This window comes from Pedobacter westerhofensis, assembly GCF_900182595.1.
Taxonomy (GTDB): Bacteria; Bacteroidota; Bacteroidia; order Sphingobacteriales; family Sphingobacteriaceae; genus Pedobacter; species Pedobacter westerhofensis.
In genome coordinates this window covers 93198-113092 of the sequence record NZ_FXTN01000007.1, presented here as the reverse complement: position 1 = coordinate 113092, position 19895 = coordinate 93198, and the positions used below count along the sequence as shown (strand labels likewise).

At 41.4% G+C, this 19895-nt stretch carries 19 protein-coding genes; 5 read left to right on the top strand and 14 right to left on the bottom strand.

Annotated features, from left to right (window positions below; translation table 11 throughout):
* The 7 genes from FN831_RS14660 to FN831_RS14630 all read right to left on the bottom strand — a co-directional run bounded on the left by FN831_RS14660 (position 1) and on the right by FN831_RS14630 (position 8348).
* Complete coding sequence (locus FN831_RS14660) at positions 1 to 1209, bottom strand: glycosyltransferase (RefSeq protein ID WP_142528938.1); 1209 nt, start codon at positions 1207 to 1209, stop codon at positions 1 to 3.
* A gap of 15 nt (positions 1210 to 1224) precedes the next feature.
* Positions 1225 to 2379 carry a glycosyltransferase gene (locus tag FN831_RS14655; protein WP_142528937.1) on the bottom strand — a complete coding sequence of 385 codons (1155 nt, stop codon included), beginning with the start codon at positions 2377 to 2379 and terminating at the stop codon, positions 1225 to 1227.
* Positions 2380 to 2490: 111 nt separating this feature from the next.
* Entirely contained in the window at positions 2491 to 3939 is a 1449-nt protein-coding gene (locus tag FN831_RS14650) for an O-antigen ligase family protein (RefSeq protein ID WP_246101536.1), read from the bottom strand.
* A 49-nt stretch (positions 3940 to 3988) separates the two neighbouring features.
* A complete protein-coding gene (locus tag FN831_RS14645) occupies positions 3989 to 6139 on the bottom strand; it encodes a nucleotide-binding protein (RefSeq protein ID WP_142528936.1) in 2151 nt (716 codons plus the stop codon).
* Positions 6140 to 6158: 19 nt separating this feature from the next.
* On the bottom strand, positions 6159 to 6839 hold the full coding sequence (locus tag FN831_RS14640) for a TolC family protein (RefSeq protein WP_142528935.1): 681 nt from the start codon (positions 6837 to 6839) through the stop codon (positions 6159 to 6161).
* 43 nt (positions 6840 to 6882) lie between these two features.
* Positions 6883 to 7944 carry a sugar transferase gene (locus FN831_RS14635; protein WP_142528934.1) on the bottom strand — a complete coding sequence of 354 codons (1062 nt, stop codon included), beginning with the start codon at positions 7942 to 7944 and terminating at the stop codon, positions 6883 to 6885.
* Entirely contained in the window at positions 7944 to 8348 is a 405-nt protein-coding gene (locus FN831_RS14630; RefSeq protein WP_142528933.1) for a response regulator, read from the bottom strand. The genes FN831_RS14635 and FN831_RS14630 overlap by 1 nt, the downstream gene beginning before the upstream one ends.
* Positions 8349 to 9043: 695 nt before the next feature.
* Here FN831_RS14630 and FN831_RS14625 point away from each other — a divergent pair.
* Positions 9044 to 9505 carry a hypothetical protein gene (locus tag FN831_RS14625; RefSeq protein WP_142528932.1) on the top strand — a complete coding sequence of 154 codons (462 nt, stop codon included), beginning with the start codon at positions 9044 to 9046 and terminating at the stop codon, positions 9503 to 9505.
* Positions 9506 to 9517: 12 nt separating this feature from the next.
* On the opposite strand, the gene FN831_RS14620 is transcribed toward FN831_RS14625, so the two are convergent.
* On the bottom strand, positions 9518 to 10303 hold the full coding sequence (locus FN831_RS14620; RefSeq protein WP_142528931.1) for a hypothetical protein: 786 nt from the start codon (positions 10301 to 10303) through the stop codon (positions 9518 to 9520).
* Between the two features lie 166 nt (positions 10304 to 10469).
* On the opposite strand from FN831_RS14620, the gene FN831_RS14615 reads away from it, so the two are divergent.
* The 3 genes from FN831_RS14615 to FN831_RS14610 all read left to right on the top strand — a co-directional run bounded on the left by FN831_RS14615 (position 10470) and on the right by FN831_RS14610 (position 12652).
* On the top strand, positions 10470 to 11447 hold the full coding sequence (locus FN831_RS14615) for an LCP family protein (protein ID WP_142528930.1): 978 nt from the start codon (positions 10470 to 10472) through the stop codon (positions 11445 to 11447).
* 158 nt (positions 11448 to 11605) lie between these two features.
* Positions 11606 to 11743, top strand: coding sequence for a hypothetical protein (locus FN831_RS27725; protein WP_185960489.1), 138 nt, complete (start codon positions 11606 to 11608; stop codon positions 11741 to 11743).
* Positions 11744 to 11854: 111 nt separating this feature from the next.
* The gene (locus FN831_RS14610; RefSeq protein WP_142528929.1) at positions 11855 to 12652 is read left to right on the top strand and encodes a helix-turn-helix domain-containing protein; all 798 of its coding nucleotides are present in this window, start codon (positions 11855 to 11857) and stop codon (positions 12650 to 12652) included.
* On the opposite strand, the gene FN831_RS14605 is transcribed toward FN831_RS14610, so the two are convergent.
* The 3 genes from FN831_RS14605 to FN831_RS14595 form a co-directional block, all read right to left on the bottom strand.
* Positions 12649 to 13488 carry a ThuA domain-containing protein gene (locus FN831_RS14605; RefSeq protein WP_142528928.1) on the bottom strand — a complete coding sequence of 280 codons (840 nt, stop codon included), beginning with the start codon at positions 13486 to 13488 and terminating at the stop codon, positions 12649 to 12651. The two genes, FN831_RS14610 and FN831_RS14605, sit on opposite strands and share 4 nt — an antisense overlap.
* A 95-nt stretch (positions 13489 to 13583) precedes the next feature.
* Positions 13584 to 14366, bottom strand: a complete 783-nt coding sequence (locus FN831_RS14600; protein ID WP_142528927.1) for a glycerophosphodiester phosphodiesterase — start codon at positions 14364 to 14366, stop codon at positions 13584 to 13586.
* A 302-nt stretch (positions 14367 to 14668) separates the two neighbouring features.
* The gene (locus FN831_RS14595) at positions 14669 to 15643 is read right to left on the bottom strand and encodes a GlxA family transcriptional regulator (protein WP_142528926.1); all 975 of its coding nucleotides are present in this window, start codon (positions 15641 to 15643) and stop codon (positions 14669 to 14671) included.
* A gap of 45 nt (positions 15644 to 15688) precedes the next feature.
* Here FN831_RS14595 and FN831_RS14590 point away from each other — a divergent pair, with 45 nt between their 5' ends.
* Complete coding sequence (locus FN831_RS14590; RefSeq protein WP_142528925.1) at positions 15689 to 15985, top strand: Dabb family protein; 297 nt, start codon at positions 15689 to 15691, stop codon at positions 15983 to 15985.
* Between the two features lie 43 nt (positions 15986 to 16028).
* On the opposite strand, the gene FN831_RS14585 is transcribed toward FN831_RS14590, so the two are convergent.
* The 3 genes from FN831_RS14585 to FN831_RS14575 form a co-directional block, all read right to left on the bottom strand.
* Positions 16029 to 18107: a carboxypeptidase-like regulatory domain-containing protein gene (locus FN831_RS14585; RefSeq protein WP_185960488.1), complete on the bottom strand. Its 2079-nt coding sequence runs from the start codon at positions 18105 to 18107 to the stop codon at positions 16029 to 16031.
* Positions 18108 to 18198: 91 nt separating this feature from the next.
* Entirely contained in the window at positions 18199 to 19161 is a 963-nt protein-coding gene (locus FN831_RS14580) for a FecR domain-containing protein (protein WP_142528923.1), read from the bottom strand.
* 18 nt (positions 19162 to 19179) lie between these two features.
* Positions 19180 to 19758: an RNA polymerase sigma-70 factor gene (locus FN831_RS14575; protein ID WP_246101534.1), complete on the bottom strand. Its 579-nt coding sequence runs from the start codon at positions 19756 to 19758 to the stop codon at positions 19180 to 19182.
* Between the last annotated feature and the right edge of the window lie 137 nt (positions 19759 to 19895).

Below are 19895 nucleotides of genomic sequence, written 5' to 3'. Positions count from 1 at the left end.
TTAATTTTTTATCACTTTATGAATTGCCTTGTATAATTCCCCTACACTATTCTCCCATGTATGAGAGTGGGCAAGGGCAATCCTTTTCGCAGATTTTTCAGGGTCGTTCTCTGCCATGGCCTTTTCAACAGACACGGCAAACTCAAATTTATCAGCTGCCAGATATACCTCATCGCCAAAAATACTGACAGCCGGCGTGCTGGTTGCAACAACCGGTTTTCCCATTGCCAGATACTCATCGATTTTTCTGGGATAGTTCCCGATTGTCACCTGATTCACCAGCTGAGGATTGATGCATACATCAAAAGCATGGATATAAGCAGGAAGGTCTTCCGGTTTTTGCGAACCCAGAAAATAAATATTAGGAATCTGGTGCAACACGCTCGATTTAAAAACATCATCCTCGGGCCCAACCAGAATAATATTCCATTCAGGCTTTTCACGGGCAATGTGGGCAATCAGGTCAATATCCAGCCTGATGCTCTGTAAAGCACCAACGTAACCAATTTTAGGCCCCTTAAGGCGTGTTATTTCAGCAATAGGCGGGAATGCTGCATCGCTGGTAAAGATATCAAGCTCGCAGCCCTGCCCGATATAAAATGAATCAGGGTTATATTTTTTACAGTAATCGCTCAGATAGGTAGAGTTTGCTACACATAAGTCACTTTTTCTGATCAGTTCCGGTTCTATCCTTTCACCATGTTTCTTCCAGTAATCTACAGCAAGCATAAAGTCTCTTGAGTAATATATACTGGTAGTAGGTTTTAAAAATTCCTGCAGATAAAAGCTTTTAAACATATCATTATCATTAAAAAGAATAATGTCCTTAAACTTTAATAACGAGATTGCTTTAGAAATGGATTTAGCAAAAAGGCGGTTATTTCTCTTATTAAAAAAATCGAATATTGAGGAATTGTTAATCCAGTTTACAGATTCAATCAAAACATCTGGAAAAAGCGTCCAAAGGTTATTCACTACAGGTACCAGGCCATTTTCTGAACCTTTGATTACATTCCTGCGCTTAACGATACCATCCTCGTTCCTGTTTCTCAGCAAGGTGATCCTGTCCAGCGCAGAATTAACATACAAAACCCTGTTGTTCTTTGCCAGCTCCAGAGCTATATTTTTACAATTGCTGCCAATAGCCACATCCCAGGGTTGCTGACCAACGATAACAATATCTCTATCTCTTATAATTTCTGACTCCACTGATTAAATATATACTTATGAATTGATATTGTGCTTGGTCGCTACAGATCTTTTGTTGGCTTGCTTTGCATGTACTAAAGATAATAACTGAAAATATATAAATTTGGGAATATTGACTAAAGATTTGTAAATCCTTGGGTCAGTTGCATGATTTTTCAGAGAAATGACGAAACTCAATATAAAAAGTCCAAAAGCTATTACCCAAATCAGAGAATAAATTGGAAAAATAAAGATGTTGACCAGGCAACAAAGCCCCGACAACAAAATAAATATAAATAAGGGTGGCCTCAGCAGTATGATACCGAATAAAAACTGATTCAGATTTAATTTTTTGATACCACGCAACAGGATATCAAATCCATACCCAAAGTACTTAAACCAGGTATTGATCCATCTGGAGCGCTGATTTACCAGCTGACCGGAATCAGCGGTCTTTTCATCATATACAATCGCATCTTTTGCAAAAGCAATACGCTTATCCATTCTCAGGATCTGGGCCTGCAGCACTTTATCGAACCCAGCCCCGGTAATATCCAGGTTATCAAAACACGCCTTGTAGAGCACTGTGGTAAATGCCATTCCGGAGCCCGACAGCGTTGCAGATGATCCCAGCTGGAAGAGCACCTCTCCATCATAGAAATGGTAGTAAATATCACGCGCTGCATCCAGACAGGCATAGGTTGTATTCAGATTTTTTGCAGCTCTAACCCCCTGTACGGCTTCAAATCCGGCATCAAAATAAACGTTCAGTTCGTTGAGATAATTTGGGTCAGTAAGGTTATCACTGTCAATGATCGTCAAAATTTCATGCGCTCTCCTGAAGTTTGCAATTGCATACAAATGTGAACGCGTATTACTGGCCAGAACTTTCTCAGGCTTGAGCAATATCACCCGCGGATCATTAAAGTGAAGGTCAGAGATATCGCAATTGTCGGCCACAACATAGATCAGGTAGTTGCTGTAATTTAGCTGCAGAAGCGAGCTGACCACCGCAGGGAGCAGCGCCGTCTGTTCATAAGCAGTAACAATGATCCCATAATCATATTCTTTCAGTTCTGCACGGTTAAACCTGCTTTTTTTGACCAGCGTATAAAAAATGTACAATAAAAAAGGAAGAACCAGATTGTAACCAATAATTACCTGGAAAATGATCAAAATCGACTTAAGCATAAAAACTGGTTTTAAAGGTTTCCCTCTTCTTTATTGTATTCTTCCTTGTATCTCCTGCGGCCCCTGAAAAACCCCCAGACAAAAACGATTAAACCGGGAAGCAGAAATATTTCAAATGGCATAGTTAGTTAAATCTGTTGAAGGATTGATTGCGGGTACTTTTTCATCAGCCAGCTCGGTGTCAAACTTAGGCCCCATATAAACCAGGGCAAATGATAAGCATACCACCAGCAATGAAGGCATATTGTTCATTACTTCATTACCATAGCTGCAGAAGAAAATTCCTGCAGTAGTGGACAGTAGAGCGATTAATTTTACTCTCAACTTGTTATTCCTGATCATCCAGATGATACCACAGCACTTACCGAGAATATACATCATCATACAAAACCAGATTGTTAAGCCAACAATACCGGTCATTGCCCATACTTTAACCCAGTAACTGTCTGGCTGCACGGTAGACAGCCATTTGTCAGTGTTGTAGGTAGAGTTCACTCCAAGAACCCCAAGTCCGCCCCCAAAAGGCCTGCTGCTCATGTATTCCTGCAATACCCTTTGTGTATTAAAGCGTACGATAAGTGAGGGGTCATTTGGATCCACCGAGGATCTGAAACGTTGTATCGAGTAAATTCCGCTGCCTATACTTGTAAACTTAAGGACACCGAGAAACATAGAGAGAACGATGCCGCCAAAAATCAGCGCTTTAAAGTTCTTGGTGAGGAAAATAGCAAATACCGCGGCCACAACCAATGCAAAAAATGCTCCCCTTGTGCCCGAAAGCAGCATCGCGTAACCATAGGTACCAGCGATGCAAAATAATAATAATTTATGCCATAACGTGGACGAACCTATGGCAAGTACAATAGCCATTACAATAAATGCAGCCTCAAAAGCTCCAAACTGCCCCGCGTCATAAAAAGAAAAAGCTCTCATTTTCCCAAATATCATATGCGTTGCCCCTCCGGGCCCATCAAGAAAGGCCTGCTCGCCGGGGAATAATCCGATATGAACTTGTTTTATACCATTCAATGCAGCGATTAAAGCCATTAGCAATAGCAGCTTAATCACAATATTCAAATCCTTCGTATTCCGGATGACAACAAATGTAAGAGGGATAATCAACACCGGATAGAGCGCTTCAGAGCGGATTTCTATCAACCAACCCATCACACTTGCACCAGCAGGGTTAATCACTTCAAGCACACTGATAATAAACCAAATCAGGAATAAAAGGCACATGTCATTTTTAATCGCATCCCAGTCATCTTTCTTGTAATAAACAAGAGAAGAAAGCCAGGTCAGGATCAGCAGTACCTCAATGGCAATACCGTATTGAAAGCCGCCAATCTCCCTTCCCAGAAAACCCAGGAGGAAACAATATGGAATCAGCGCATACAGTCCGATTTTGGGATTTTTGAAAACAAAGATCACAAAAACTACAGCAAAGGCAAGAATGGCTAAAATCACCGGGGCAAGCACATCAAGTGCATATGCCCCGACAATGGATAGCACCGCTATGATTATTCCAAAAACAAGGAATAAAACTTTCGATTTCTTCAAATATAGGTACGTAGACTCCTGCTGTATACTCAAACTCTTACCTCCTCAATTAATCCTGGATTTCAGACAATCTCACTTTATTGATCACCCAGCCAATAAATCCGGGTTGTTTCTTTAATAGTTGTACCATGTCTTTATCACCATCCGTTAATGACCTGCCAGCGGCAAATACAGCAATACTTTTTTCGGTAAATGACAGCCACTCTTTCGCGATATTTATATCTGTGAGGCTCTCAATATCTATAATGATGATATCAAATTGTTTTTTAAGGACGTCAAAACCGGATTTCAGGTTCCTTTCATTCTGAATCTCCAGCAGGGATTTTTGATGATCAACCTTGCTTAATTTGGTAATGAGGTCTTCCACTTTAATTTCCCTGTTAATCAGGAAGGTTTCAAAATTCTGGCTTCTCGTCAGCTGTTTGGAATCTGAAAGTACGGGGGAGGCCTGTTCGCCCCCAATTAAAAGGATTTTTTTACCGGTCATGGCGTAGGCGTAAGCCAGGTTCGCCGCAACAAAGGTTTTACCTTCACCGCCTACAAGACTGGTAATTCCAAGTATTCTGTTGTCATTTTCGGCAAGAAGATCGCTGATTTCAAACCTCAGTGACCGCAAAAGCTCTTTATGGATACTGTAATGGTTATTGGTAGAAGTATTTTCCCAGATCGTTTTGATCGTTTTATCTTCATCAGGGATAAAATTCAGACTGCCGATTACTTTTGATTTTGTAACACTTGCAAGCTGGTGCGATGTATTCACAGATCCGTCAGTAACAAACAATGCCAGCAATACAGCAAAGCAAACGGCAAGGGTTGCAATTCCGGATAATGCGGTATAAATAAGTGTTTTGGATTTATCCGGAAAACCAGGCATTCCCATCTGCGCAACCTGCAGTTTTAAGCCCATGTTTTGCTGGGTTTGTGTGGTATTGATCCTGTTTAAAGCTTCCAGGTAATCTTTTGTTGCCAAATCTGCATCACGCTGATAATTCTGAATATTGGCATCGAAGGGAACCATCGCATTGTATTTTGAATTTGCCGTGGCAAGCTCGCCGTTCAATGACTTTACACTGCCGCTTAATTGTGCTACAGTAGTCTCCAGCTGATATTTCTGTTGCAGCAATGCCTGTCTTGATACTTGTGGGTCTACCACGTATTTATCAGAGTTATTTGAAGAAATAGCAACCTGAATATTTGTCAGGGAGTCAATTCTGCGTTTATCCTCAGGTTTAAAGTTACCGTCGACATACCGCTTATTGGCAATTTCCAATTGATTCTTAATGTTCACATATGCAGAGTTATCCCTTGATACATTTTTCCCCAGATTAGGATCATCGCTTCTTAAACGGCTTTCAATCTGTGCAATTGCATTTTGGTTTGCCTGTATATTTGAAAGCACCTGGCCTTTTCTGTCTTCAGCAGCTGTAATCTGAGCATAAACTAACTGAGATTGCTTGTCAAGATTCAGGACTCCGTTTTTCATCTTAAAATCTTTCAGGGCCAGATTTTTCGCATTCATATCGCCCTCTTTCACTTTTAAAACTGAATCGAGCAATTCATTGCTTTGTCCCTGATTGAAATTTACATCTATGCCATAGTTACGGATAAAGTCGTTGGTCAATGTATTTACGACATAGGCAGATAGTAATGGATTGCTGGATGTAAATGTGACTTTTATGAAGTCACTGTTATCCGGATGATTAATATCCAGCCCCTTATTGATGGCAGTTTCTCCATAGCCCATTGAACTTACAATGTCATACAGTTTAAATTCAGCTTTATTGTCGGCAAGGCTAAGCGGTATTTTCGCATCCAGATTATGGCGGAAAAGCTTGATCACCTGCTGCCTTTGTGCTACTGTCAACGAATCAACTTTCTCACTGTAAGGTTTGAAAGCTTCAGCAGGGTTTTCGAGATCATGCAAAACAAGACGATAGCTAAGAATGGACATTATTTTTCTCATTTTCATCTTTTCAATAATATTATTGAATTCCTGAGTCATCTTAAAATAATCCATCTGTGGTGCACCCGCTACCTGCTTGGAAGGATCAACAATTCCAGTAGCGATCAGTGCTTCCGAATTATATGTTTTGGGCAACTGTTTAACAAGAAAATAAGTAGCAACTGCTGAAATCAAAGGGACCAGAATCAGGATCCATTTGTATCGGTTCAACAGTTTAAAAAATGATTTAATATCCATTATTGTTTTTTAATCTTAACTATTTAACGTCTGAAAGCTTTTGCCCTATGATTTCTTCCAATGCATCTTTAGCATTCAGATAATTCACTTCAGACTGAATCTGATCAGCTGCTGCAGAAGAAACCATCATCCTCGAAGCATTGTATAGGTCCAGTGATAATTCACCCCTTTCAAATTTATGTCTGCTGGTTTCAGAAATGCTTTTGCTATCCTGAGCACCTTGTGTTTTGATTTTAAGCTGGCTGATTGCCTGCAGATAAGCAAAATAACGGCGTTTCACTTCGCTTTCAGTAGTGAGCATCATATCTTCGTTCTGTAATTGCGCAACCCGGTAATCTGCTTTGGCTTTTTTAACCATAAAAGGTTTCTGAAGAAATAAACCAAGGTTAAAATTCAGTGAAAACTGCCATCCGTTAACTGTATAGGGATTGGTACCATTAACTACCGGCTGATCATTTGGTCTGTAGTAATATGAAGCCTGGAAGATATCAAGATAAGAAACCTGCGCGATTGCTATACCTGTTTTGGTTGAAGCAGCCTGTGCACCGGTAATCTTGATCTTGGTATAGTTCTGTTTTGCCAGCGCAATATATTTCTCCAGCGTAGGATAGTTGATATCGCCCATAATCGAAGTCTGTGCAGATGTCTGCAAAGTGAAAAGGACAATTATAAAAAATGAGAGAGCTGATATTCTTTTCATTGTATTTTAAGATTTTGTTTGTTTGGGGGTTTATGTTAATTTTTTAGACTTTTTCTTTTTGAAATAATGCGGGTACAGTCCTGAGCATGATACTGATATCAAACCACACAGAATAATTTTTGGCGTAAAAGTTATCCAGTTTTTTTCTTTCAGTATCAGACATATCGGCCTTTCCGCGCTTACTGATCTGCCACAAGCCGGTTAATCCGGATGGGCCTAAAAAGCGCATAGACCATTCATTTGAAGTTAACATTTCAGCTTCATATAAAGGCAAAGGCCTGTTGCCCACCAGAGACATGTCCCCTTTTAGTACATTAAAGAGCTGAGGGATTTCGTCAAGGCTTGAATTTCGTAAAAAGTTGCCCAGTTTGGTTACGCGCGGATCATTTTTAATCTTCACAAATGCATTGGTACCACTGCCATCATCAGCATACTGGTTTAAAGCCGAAAGGTTTTTGAGTTCTGCATCGGCACCGGTCCTCATCGAACGGAACTTGTAGAAGTCGAAAATTTTATATCCCGTGCCCACACGCTTGCTTTTATAAATAACCGGACCTTTGGAGTCCATTTTAATCATCAGCGCAATAATCAACAAAAAAGGCGAAGCCACCAGTAAAATCCCACCTGAAGACACCACGTCAAATATTCTTTTTGGTGTAGGTATCTTATAATCTTTTTCCTTCTTGATCACCGCCAGCTGTTCAATATTGGGTTTTATCAATTTGAATTTAATCAAAAAGTTAAGTCTGTCTTTCAGATGCTCCATCTCATAAGGATAGAAATACAGATCATGTATCTTTGCCTTGATCGCGCGGTCCCTTAATTGCATGTCAGGCATATGCCCAAGTAATACAATAATCAGTCCACTCGTCAGCGGGTTATTTTTGATTTTAGCGATGATGGAAAATACAAACTCCACATCATTTACCTCAATCATGATCACATCTGGTGTAGAAAACAGGGAGAGCGTGCTCAGATAAGCTTCCAGTTTAGATGCATCTCCTACGTGCACTATATTGTATTCCTGACCCAAAATTTCTGCAGATTCCTGAGAAAGTTCAGTTCCAGAATAGACCAATCTTATTCCTTTGTAATTATAATCCATTATTTAGCATATGTTTTGGCAGCATCCAGGACTCTAACGATTTCTTCTTTCAGGCTCTCAGGATTGAATGGTTTAGGAAAATACGCCTCAACCTTAAACGGCAAATTGGCTACCGTTTGAGTAAGATCTTCCGCAGCAGAAAGGATAATAACTGGGATTTCCCTGTAATAACCACTGATCTTGATGCTTTTCAAAAATGATGTCCCGTCAAAATGGGGCATGTGGAGATCTAATATAATAATATCAGGAAAATTACCATCTTCCAGCCACAAGTGAGCTTTATACCCGCTCTCCATCGCATGAATACTATATTGTTTTGACAATATGAAATTAAGCAGTTTTAAAATGCTGGGTTCATCATCAACTATTAAAACTTGTTTTCTTTTAAATGATGCACTTTCCATTTATAGAGTAGATATTTATGTATATGATATTGTTTTAATTTATATAGTTTTATAGCTCCTTTGATAATTTATTCAAATATATATCATTAAAAATACAATTTATATATGATTTTATAATTACGTATTATTATCAAAACGGGATTTATTTTAACCCTTCGAACAGATTCAAAATACTTACCAAAATTATCCGGTTCAATATTCTACCATTAAAATACGCATAATTTATTAACAATTGCTACTGCATCCTTCTTTAAAATATCTTTTTTTTATTGTTCAGGCCTCAGCAAGCATTAATCAGGCCAACCAGAGAAATTATATCCAGTATTTTATAAAATTAATTCACATGCCCTGCAACAGAACAGATCCATTTGTGGGATATCTCAATTTTTAGGGGAAGTATTTCAACTAAGTGTAAAATACCTACCCCTGTCCCACAAAATCAATTCTAATGTTTCTTTCACAAATAATTTAAAGTTTTTCAAAGAAACTTTCACAAGAAAACATATTTTTATAAAAGCGACAAGTGGCCTTCCGGTAAACCTACGATTTAGCAGTCTAAACAGGTCGCCCCTAATCAGAACAGTAGAAATGTGATGCATCCTGCAGGCGCAAAAACAAAAATAATATTCTGATCAAAGATAAAATATTGACCTGGTACTTAATATTCAGTATGTTGCACCTGATTATTAAAAGTCATGAACACGAATAAGCGCTCCTATATATTTTGCTGCATCCTGATGATCTGTTTTAGCAGCTGCGTGAGAAAACCAAGGCGCCCGTTAATGCGCGGAAAACCGCGTTTAACAAACAACAGCTATCTTTATCTGCGCAACGGGAGACCTTTTGGCATCCTGCGCGTGGAGTGCAGTGATTGCCAGATGACTTATATTGTAAATAGTGAAAGGTTTACCATCGACATCAAAGAAGGGAACGAGGACAGATTTATTTATCCAAAACAGAATTCCTTTTTAAGGACCGAGCTCAGGTCAAATGGAAATCAGATGATCAGGGTACTGGCGATCAACCCTAACGGGAAAATGGTTTCTAATGTACTGGACAGTTTTGTGATAGACCAGCACAGTAAAAATAAATATCCCATGCATTATAACAGGTTTAAAAACACCATTGTTGTAGATATATCAAAGAAAAAGCATTAGCTAAAAACTGCCTTATTTTTTTATACTGGCAATCCAAACTGCTTTGTACGGATGCAGCCATCCCTCCCGCTGAAGGTACCAGAATAATCCTTCATCTACCCTGAAGGTAAACATTCCCCGTAGAAAAGAGGCGGCATGGGTAGTTACATGGTTTTGGCGGTAACCGAAATCAGTACTGAGCATTACTTCTGTACCTTCCTTTTTCTCTCTGCTAGTTACCGTACAGGGATAAAAAGCCATTGCGTATCTGAAATCTTTATTGTTCCGCAGATCCCACCTGTTCCAAATGATATAACCGGTTTCCTTTGTCTTTACCGCCTGCTGTATACTTGGGGATTTGAGAATGGACTGATTGTAAAAAACCCGTTGTCCGTTTGCTGAGGGAAACAGCAGATAAAAATTCTCTGTCGCAGCCTCCGGAAAAGGAATAGCCTGAAAGGCGGTCATCATCAGCAGGCAGCCATATATCCCCAGCTTCTCTTTGGTGTTCAGTTCAGCTTTGTGGTTGATCCTGTTTTGTAAACTTTCTGCCCTCCGGTTATATTGCTTTAAATTAAATGGGCTGAGCACGCAGAAGAGAAACAGTCCAAGCAATAAAAATTTTACCGCCTGTCGCTTACTGTTATGAAGCAGGTAAATAATTAAGCAGGCAGAAAATGCAGCAACTAAAAGATAGCAAACGAACAGCGTATAACAAAATGTCCAGACGATCAGAAACAAATAAATAAAAACGAGAATAACTGAAAAAAGCCACAGCAGGAAAAACTTAAGGTAGTGCGTAAAAGATTTAGGTTTCATATGGATTTTTCACATCAAGGATGTTCCCGGTTTTACTATGTTTCAAATGTATAAAATTATCTCCAAATACTTCATTTTCATGAATATACTTGGATGTTATTTGAATTCTAATAAAATAGCGTATAATTTGCATAGAAAAGCGCTTAAATTTATCTCAAAACTAAACATGAAGTATCTAGTATCCAGCCTGATTATTACGATTTTATTTTCTTTAGGTATCCGTGCCCAGGATACCACGGGCCTTCCTCCTCTTGTTATTCCGGAAGAACCTGTCCATAAATTTTCAAAAACCCCGCTGGCGCTCGGGATTTCGCCAAAGGTGCAGGCAAAGATTGCAGCGATGAAAAACCCGCCCCTCAACATTGCCTTATTTGCTGTTGACAGGCGTAGCTCCAACCAGGAAGGAAATTCTGATGTAATTATGATCATCAGTATTGACCAGGTCACCAAAACAATTAAAATGTCGTCTATACTCAGAGATACCTATGTGAATATCGAAGGGAAGGGAATGGATAAGATCAACGCAGCATTTGCTATCGGAGGACCGCAACTGGCTATCAAAACTATCAACCAGAACTTTGCCATGGATATCAAGGATTATTTTAATGTGGATTTTTTTACCACTGCCAAAATGATAGATGCGCTGGGGGGAGTAGAAGTAGCCGTAAAACCCGAGGAGATACCTTATCTCAATAATTATCTGAAAGAAATTTCCATCATAGACAATATCCCTCCGGATAATGTTGCCCAGCCCGGAATGCAAAGGCTCAGCGGTAAACAGGCAGTAGCCTATACACGGATCAGGGCCGTAGGCCGCGGGGATTTTGAAAGAACAGAAAGACAAAGAACCGTATTGGTTGCCCTATTTTACAAGATGCAGGGCGGAGGTTCTGCCATGCTTCCGGTATTGCTTACACAGATCCTCCCCTACCTGGAAACCAGCATGTCCAGTTCGGAATTATTTTCAATTGGCGGAACGATCTTAAATGCGAAAAGCAAGTCTATTGAGCAGGCAAGGTTCCCCTTAGACTCATCCAGTAAAGGGGTTAGGATCAACAACATATATTACCTGTCGGCAGATATGGACAAGACCACCGCGGCCCTGCATAATTTCATATATAACGGCATTAAACCGGGTAAATAAAACCCCATCCGGGCAATAAAAATCCCACTCCCAAAAGGTGTTAAATCGGTATTTTAAAAGAAATCGTGCTGTCACATGATTGATGTGACATTTCTTTCCTGAAACTTAAAACGGCATAATATTAGTTCATTATATTATAGAACCTTAATCTATTTTATATGAACTCTCAACAACAACATTACAGCCCTTTCAGTCCTTCAGCAAGAAAATGGATGATCACTATTGGTTCAATAGCGATAGCAGTTACACTTATTTATGCCATGAGCACGGGTGTGATCTCATACCTGAACTACTAAATACTCTCACATACAGCCTATACCTGGTCCTTTCCAGCGGAAGGGAACCAGGTATCAGGGAATTCCTGCGATCAGGGCATTCCGCAGTTTTCAAAATTATTATCTTTGTTCATGCGTATTGCTAAAAATAAAGATATATCCCAGTTGCTCTACTCCTGTTACCCGGAAAAAAGCAGGCAACCGGACTCTTTTGTGAAGGAGCATGTGCTGATCCGCATTTTGTCTGGAAATATGATACTTCACAGTATTTCCGCCACTTACAATTTCACATCCGGGGATACCGTCCTGCTCAAACGGAACCAGCTGGTAAAAATGACCAGGATTCCACCCGCAAATGGTAAGTATGAGTCTGTCAGCGTATATTTTGATCAGGGCGCACTGAAGAGTTTTGCTGCGGAAAACAATATACATCCTCAGCCTATATACACCGGCAGCCCTGTTGTTTTACTTACTGCCAATACGCTTTACACCAGTTATGCTTCTTCTCTTGCCGCCTATCAGCAGGGCGAAACCAACCAGGGCTTAACAGGTTTAAAAGTTAAAGAAGGGCTGATGCTGATACTGCATCTTGATCAGGCCGCTACAGCGCTTTTGTTCGACTTTCAGGAACCGGAAAAAACAGATCTGGAGGAATATATGAATACGCATTTCAGGTTTAATACCGGGACCGAACGCCTGGCCTATCTGACAGGCAGGAGCCTTGCCACTTTTAAAAGGGATTTCACTAAGATTTTCAATACTTCTCCCGGTAAATGGCTTCAGCAGAGACGGCTCAAAGAGGCGTATCATCTGATCAGGGAGAAGAGAATGAAAGCGTCTGAAGTTTACCTGGAAGTAGGGTTTGAAGACTTGTCCCATTTTTCATTTGCCTTTAAAAATAAATTTGGGCAGCCACCTTCTCTGATTTAAAATTTCTTTTTTGCTGCGTAAAATAAAGAATTGAGCAGAAACTGGTTCTGGGCATCGCTGGAAAAGCTGGAAGAAAGGTCCCTGATGTGATGATTTTCATAATCCATATCGTTGTGCCCCATGTTGATGTACACCATACGATACTTCACATTTGTCCAGGCCACAGGATAATCCCCGCTATGCCAGATCTCGTTTTGTTTAGGCCCGGTGCCCAGAGGGAAGCTGGAAGAATCTACAGACAGCAGGATTTTAATATCAGGATTTGTTCGCAAATCATCAGACCACCTGTACCATTCATTTGGTGCAGACTTAAAGGTTTGAGGCAAATGCCTGCTCAGTGGAAGCTGCCTGTTCTCTACGCGTAACACTGCAGGTGTTGGCCTCCAGGTATTGCTGCCGTAACTACCCGATCCGAGAAACTCCTTGTGGTACCAGTCCCAATTCTGCGGAAAATCAGAAGGCGACAAAGCAAAAGCAGCAAAGTGAAAACCTATCCATCCTCCGCCGTTTTCCATATACTTCTGAAAGGCCGCACGCTGTGAAGCTTCTTCAGGCCGGGTATCCAGGAAAAGGACTACCTGGTAACGGGAAAGAAATTCTGCGTTCATGTTGCTCCAGTTAGAGGTAGAGTCATAACTAAAGTTATACTTCTGCCCCATTTTGGGAAACCATTGATTGGCCTCATGCACATAACTGATATGTGCATGGTCATTCTTTGCGGTGTAAAATGCAATAACCCTGAATTTTGGTGCTTTCTTCTGCGCAGAAAGACTGACACAGAAGAAGCACAAAAAAAATAATAAGGTAACTGAGGATAAAGCTCTTTTAAATTCCATGGCTGTATGCAGGTTGTGTTTCACAAATCTAACAGCATTCTGGTATTTATGATGATAAAGAGTGCTAATTTTAAAGCCCTGATCCCTTGAATAATTTATTTCTTTTTTAACAGGTCAAATAGCAATTCAGGCTCATTTGTGGTAATGAAATCAGCTTTTTGGCCAATCAGCCAGTTCATATCTTCTTCATTGTTAACAGTCCAGGCATTGATGGTGATCCCCAGTTCAGGAGCTTTGGCAAACCAGTCGCCTTCCTTATAAATTGTATAAAAATAATCAGCCTGTGCAATATGGTCCTCTTTTAATTTCTCCAATGGAACGTCACCTTTTAAATAGGCAAGGAATGCAGTTTTAGCAGCAGGATCTAATTCCAGTACTCTCTGTACAGCCGGGTAGCTGAAGCTGATATATTCCACCCATCTGTCTGCCTTCAGGGCCTTTACCATTTTAACTGTTGCGTCTGTCAGTGCAATTGTAGCTTCCGGCGTTTTAGCCATTTTTATTTCCAGTATCAGTTTGGTACCTTTTTGTTTCATACCTTCCTTCAGGTAACTTTCCAGTGTAGGGATCTGCTCTCCATTGGTATGCAGTTGTTTCTGAAGTTCTGCATAGGTAGAACTGGCGATCGTAAGCCCTTTGAAAACATCATCATGGTTCACTACAATAACGCTGTCTTTTGTCATATGCACATCAAACTCAGATCCATAACATTTTAAGCGTACAGCTTCTTTTAGTGAGGCTATAGAATTTTCGGGAAGGTTATTTTTCTTCCATGCTCCACGATGGGCTATCACACTGTTCCTGTTCCATTTCATTTTTTGTGCATTACCGCTGTAAGCTATAGAAAGAAGGCTAAAAAATAATAATACTGTTTTCATATCCGGCAAACCTAGTAAAAGTATGTTATTTACTCATGTAGGTTATGTTAACATAATATATCCCACAATAGTCCTAGTTCTGACCGTCAAAGGTACAAAGTATGTACTGAAGCACCATCCCACCATGGTTGCTGCACCCTTGCTGCACCGTTGGTTCACTAAATGGGTGCAGCAAGGGTGCAGCAACCACGCTACAGGCGTGTTACAATATTCCAGGACTACCGTTCCATTCCCAGTGCTTTACTTTAATGCTCATATCGCAGTACCAGCCGGTACAGGGCTGCTGTCTACTGGAACCTGTTTTAACCTACATAGAACTTTTCCCTGTATTCACTGGGCGTCATCCCTACGGTTTTTCTGAAAACTTTTCTGAATGCTTTGGGATCATTATATCCCGATTTGTAAATCACCTCGGTCATCTGCTCCACAGTCTGCTCCAGCAGTTTTTTGGCGGCCTCGATACGTGTTTGCTGCAGGTACTCTATCGGGGTGATGCCTGTTACCTGTTTAAAGCGCCGTACGATATTGCGCCGGCTTGCGGGAATATCCCTGATCATTTCTTCGATGGTGCCTGTGTTGTGATAAGCAGTTTCAATCTTTTGCTGCGCCATCGCTACCAGGTCATCATTATGGTTTCTTGATATATGGAAAGTGCTAAAATAGGATTGCTTTTGCCTGTCCATATCTATGGCAAAAAGCTTGGCAATTCTTACCGCCACTTCTTTTCCGCAATGAAGGTGGATCAGATAAAGCATCAGATGAAAACTGGAGGTGGCCCCTCCGCTGGTATATAACCTGCCATCCTGGGTAACGGTTTTTTCCGCTTCAAGCTTTACTTCGGGAAAAGCAGAGATAAAAGCCTTGCACGCATCTACGTGCGTTGTGGCAATCTTTCCGTTCAGTAATCCTGTGGCAGCCAGCAAAAATGCCCCGGTACAAAAACTGGCCAGTCCGGCACCCGCCTGATACTGCTGCCGCAGCCATAGGACTGAGGCATGATTATCATGAATGGCGCCAGAAATGTTTTCATTAAGAAAAGAAGGAATTAAAATCAGGTCCTGCGGTTCGGAATGACAGAGTTTCACCGGATGGTAACCCGGAAAAAAAGCTGTATAATCGCTGTTTTTGGCAGCATCATCATAAAAAAGACTAATCTGGAATGGCGTATCACGGCCTTCATCAAAATAAATACCATTTACCGTTTCAAATACATCCAAGATGGCTGCAACACTCAGTAATCTGTACTGGTTTGTTAAAAGGAGTCCCAGGTTTATCATTTGGTTTGGTTTTAATACTTAAATTTGCAAAAAAATAAATATCTTATGCTATCTCACCACGTTTTATTTTGGTTAAAAGGCGACACAACCGAAGATCAAAAAGCCGCATTCAGGAAAGGGCTTGACTCCCTGGAGAAAATCGAAACCGTAACTCAGTTCCATGTAGGTACTCCCGCACCTATTGAAAGAGCTGTAGTAGATGTTACCTATACTTTTTCACTGGTACTGTTCTTTGAAGACCTTGCCGGGCACGACGTTTATCAGGTTCATGAATTACATCAGGCCTTTTTAAATGAGTTCCGTATTTTATTTGAAAAAGTTGTGATCTACGACGCGCAATAATCGATAACAGCAGGGTATTCCTAACCTTGCCCTGCTGTTATATTTAATTACCAAGTTTAAGCCGGTAGGCTAACCGCAGTGCCAGATGCCTCAGATTTGAATTTCCGCAATCCTCATATACAAGGCCAGGTTCAATCCCGTTGTGCAAACTGACTCCCATTGATGCAGAGTAAAGAAAAGATACTTCATCTCTGGAATAATCGATTCTCTGCCCGATATTACCATTGGTGACTGATTGAGTATAGCCTGAAGATTTCTGACCGGCAAGAATCCCAATCTGACCGGAGAAAAATAATCTGTTTCCGATATAAGCTTTCATACCTGCCTTCAGGGGGAATGCTTTCGAGGGCCTATAATGATAGGTTTGAATATAATAAGGAATGATATCGTCTGTGTATGAGAAAGTATATTTATGCTCTTTCAATCCGGTATATGTAAATCCTGCGGATAAAATGGCTGACAATCCATCACGAAACTGCCTTTCCAGAAATACCTCCCCACCGGTAATCAGTCCATAGGGCCCCTCAAACCCAGCTCCGGCAATCCCGGCAGCGCCCAAGTACCAGTTCTCGGCATCAAGGCTAACTTTTGGCGCAGGCCTGAAGACGGAATTAAAAGCAATCCCCGCTTCCCATCCCAGCCACCTTTCTACATGACGGCCATTAGACTGGTAGTCAGATGAAAGGTCTTCTGATCTGCGAAAGCGCGTTTTATAACCATCGAGACTGCCGGTTGTATTGTAACTGTTCCATGTGGGTCCGGCAAAACAACTGATCTTCTTTCCCAAAGCAACATTGAACAGCAGCTTTGCCTGTGTCCAGCGGTCATCAAAACTTCCCGTATAGGCAAAGTGATAATCGGCAGAAGCAGCAAGATACAGCCTGTTATTCAGTATAAAATCATGTCCCAAGCCTATGCCTGCAGCGTACAGCTTTTCATCATGTGCTTCATTTGCACCCAAATGCAGCGTGGTGTAAAGATCGTGCGTGCCTGTGGCAAGAGAAATATTGGTATTTGTAAGATTATTTGCAGACAATGCGATTTTGTAAAAACCGTTCCGGATAATATTGATCAGCCCGATGCTTGCCCCTCCTGAGCTGTCTGCTACATTTACGAGCCCGATCTGTACGCCTTTGAGCTGATGTGCTTCATTGTTCAATCCGGAGATTTGCAGTCCGGATACTTGCCCATAGGCTTTATTGATAAACCCCGAGAGTTGTACTCCATCAACACTTCCCAGAGCTCTGTTATTGACCCCGGCAATCTGCCATCCTGTAACCTTACCGCCAACGAAATTAAAGATACCAGCTAGCTGTAAATATCTTGAATCGCCCTTATTGATATTAAAAAGGCCACCAATCTCCAGTCCATCTACACCGGCCGTATAACCACCGGCAATATTTATGGAGAACTTATTGACTACCTGCGCGCTCATCAGCCCATGGGTACTCAAACCAGGTGTCAGTGAAAACTGGAAGGGTTTCATCGCAAAAAAACCTGGGATATTGAGGCTCTGGACGCGCTGCCTTGCAGCAATAAAAAACCGCCCGAAAGCATCCCTCTCCACTCCTTTGCCGCTTATGGCCGACTGTTGGTAAGGGCCCGGCTGTGCACGGCCGGCAACGGATACGGAGTGCAGAAAATTAAGTGTGGCATCTTTGTAACCTATTTTACTTGCGGTAATATTCAGGATCCGGTGTTCGTCTGTTTTGAATCTGAGTTTAAAATATCCATGTTCATCCGTAAGCGTGGCGGCAAGCTGCTGTTTGGCATACACACTCACATTCATCAGGCGTTCAGCGCTTTTTTCGTCCACTACCACACCGCTGATGGAATACCAGTTCCGGTCGCTGGTGATATCGATGTTCAGCATTGACAGATGTGGCCGGGCGGCAGAAATGATCAGGTGCCCCTCCTGTTCATCGTATTCATACTGCCCATGAAAGAGTTGTTCCAATACGCTGTATACAGGCTGCCGGACAACTTTGATTGTCACCAGGCTATCTCCTGAGAGCAGCTTTCCACTATATGAAAAATAGAAACCTCCCTGCCGGCCAATCTCCTTCAGCGCATCGCCCAAGCGTACATGCTGCAGATCCAGCGAAACCTGATTATCCAGCATATTTTGGGCTTTAGCCCGATCAGGCCAGCAGCATGTACACAAAATAATCAGCAAACAAAGCCTTAGAAAGGATCTATGCATAGCCCTAAGCTCAGTATAAGATAATCAGGTTACCCTTCTTTTGAATTCTAATCTGAAACGTTTTACAGATCACCTGTAAAATATTGTCTAGTGATTCATCTTTAAAAGTAGTGTTCAGCGGCAGGTTGCCAAGGTCTTTCCTTCCTATGATAATCTGACTGCCGTAGGCTTCATTTAAAACCTGCACCATCCGCCAAAGCGGTGTATCCTCTGCTACAAACTGCTTACTGCGGTAATAATTATATAAGTGGTCTGGTATAATTTCTTTAGTCATTCTTCCGCGGCCCGGCCTAACCGAAACCTTGTCGCCCTTTTTCAGTAGTAAATGCTGCCCATTGCGGCTAACCAGAACGATACCAGCTTCTACAATAACTTCAATGATGCCCCGCTTATTTTTTACGTTAAAAGAGGTTCCTACCACTTTGATTACCGCTCTACCGGTATGGATCAGAAAAGGTTTTGTATGATCAGGGCTAATGCTGAAAAAGGCCTCTCCCCTGTTTAGCCATACCTGCCGAAGTTTTCCTTTGAATTTACGGGGGTACAGCAGCAGGCTGTTTTTATTCAGTGTGATCACTGAGCCATCTGAAAGGGTTTCAGTCTTAACCGATTCCTGCGTGATCAGTGTGGCCTGCCGGTTGCCCGCCTGGTTAGACAATAACCATCCGAGGGACGCGATAAGGAACATAACCGCCGCGATTTTTATCCACGGGTAGTTGCGGCCGCCACGGGCAATAGGCCTGGCGGAACTATTGTGCATTCTTCTTTTTTCCCTGAACCTGGACAGGGAGGCCAAAACATCAGGCTCCGTGTCCGGATGAAGTTCCAGGCTGGTATCCCAGAGCATTTTGAACTGGTTGTACCGCTGCCGGTGGCTCAGGTCTTCATTGAGCCATCCTTCAATGTGAACAACCTCATCAGTTGTAGCTTCGCCATGGAGGTAACTGATTAGTAAATCATCATTAATTCTCATATTCCCAGCGTTTAAATATCATATATAGAATAAAAACCATAGTATAAAAGGGAGGTATTCTGCCAGCTGCAGCCTTAGCTTTTTGAGCGCCTTGCCGATCTGGTTCTCAACCGTCTTCACAGAAATCCCAAGTTCAAGAGCGATCTCTGCGTATTTTAATTCCTCAAACCGGCTCATTTGAAATATCGTCCGGCACTGCTCCGGCAACTCGTTTACCGCGCGGTGCAACTGCGCCGTCAGTTCTTTATACTGCAGGCTGCCCGCGGGAGTTTCAGTATGATAGCTAATGCCCTGTTCTGTTTTTTCAATATGTACCTGCTTTACTTTCTCATGTTTAATAAAGTTTAGACATTCATTATGGACAGCCCGGTACAGATAAGATTTGAGTGAGGAACGAAGAACAAGTGGTTGGTTCCTTTCCAGCAATTTTAAAAATACCTGATGTACCATTTCTTCCGCCAGTGCATCATTGTTCAGCATCGTAAAGGCATATCTGAACAGGGCCGTATAATGGGCAATATAAATATCATCAAATACCTGCTCTCCGGCATTAAAATCCAATTGTTGATGCCCATTAAACAGTTTTTTCTTCTGCAAACCAGTTGATGTATGTATATAATTTTACGATTACTAAAATAAGACAACTCAACTGAGATTTGCCCCCACACTCAGGTAACAAAATATGTATAATAATAATTTATGATCTATTTGGAATTGTTCTAAATAATTAGATA

Bases quoted from the DNA above. Each gene is read 5' to 3' on its own strand.
- FN831_RS14600 (WP_142528927.1), bottom strand. From the start codon at position 14,366: ATGAAAACAGTATTATTATTTTTTAGCCTTCTTTCTATAGCTTACAGC.
- FN831_RS14605 (WP_142528928.1), bottom strand. From the start codon at position 13,488: ATGGAATTTAAAAGAGCTTTATCCTCAGTTACCTTATTATTTTTTTTG.
- FN831_RS14645 (WP_142528936.1), bottom strand. From the start codon at position 6,139: ATGGATATTAAATCATTTTTTAAACTGTTGAACCGATACAAATGGATC.
- FN831_RS14620 (WP_142528931.1), bottom strand. From the start codon at position 10,303: ATGAAACCTAAATCTTTTACGCACTACCTTAAGTTTTTCCTGCTGTGG.
- FN831_RS27725 (WP_185960489.1), top strand. From the start codon at position 11,606: ATGAACTCTCAACAACAACATTACAGCCCTTTCAGTCCTTCAGCAAGA.
- FN831_RS14625 (WP_142528932.1), top strand. From the start codon at position 9,044: ATGAACACGAATAAGCGCTCCTATATATTTTGCTGCATCCTGATGATC.
- FN831_RS14580 (WP_142528923.1), bottom strand. From the start codon at position 19,161: ATGAGAATTAATGATGATTTACTAATCAGTTACCTCCATGGCGAAGCT.
- FN831_RS14595 (WP_142528926.1), bottom strand. From the start codon at position 15,643: ATGATAAACCTGGGACTCCTTTTAACAAACCAGTACAGATTACTGAGT.
- FN831_RS14590 (WP_142528925.1), top strand. From the start codon at position 15,689: ATGCTATCTCACCACGTTTTATTTTGGTTAAAAGGCGACACAACCGAA.
- FN831_RS14615 (WP_142528930.1), top strand. From the start codon at position 10,470: ATGAAGTATCTAGTATCCAGCCTGATTATTACGATTTTATTTTCTTTA.
- FN831_RS14610 (WP_142528929.1), top strand. From the start codon at position 11,855: ATGCGTATTGCTAAAAATAAAGATATATCCCAGTTGCTCTACTCCTGT.
- FN831_RS14635 (WP_142528934.1), bottom strand. From the start codon at position 7,944: ATGGATTATAATTACAAAGGAATAAGATTGGTCTATTCTGGAACTGAA.
- FN831_RS14640 (WP_142528935.1), bottom strand. From the start codon at position 6,839: ATGAAAAGAATATCAGCTCTCTCATTTTTTATAATTGTCCTTTTCACT.
- FN831_RS14585 (WP_185960488.1), bottom strand. From the start codon at position 18,107: ATGCTGGATAATCAGGTTTCGCTGGATCTGCAGCATGTACGCTTGGGC.
- FN831_RS14655 (WP_142528937.1), bottom strand. From the start codon at position 2,379: ATGCTTAAGTCGATTTTGATCATTTTCCAGGTAATTATTGGTTACAAT.
- FN831_RS14630 (WP_142528933.1), bottom strand. From the start codon at position 8,348: ATGGAAAGTGCATCATTTAAAAGAAAACAAGTTTTAATAGTTGATGAT.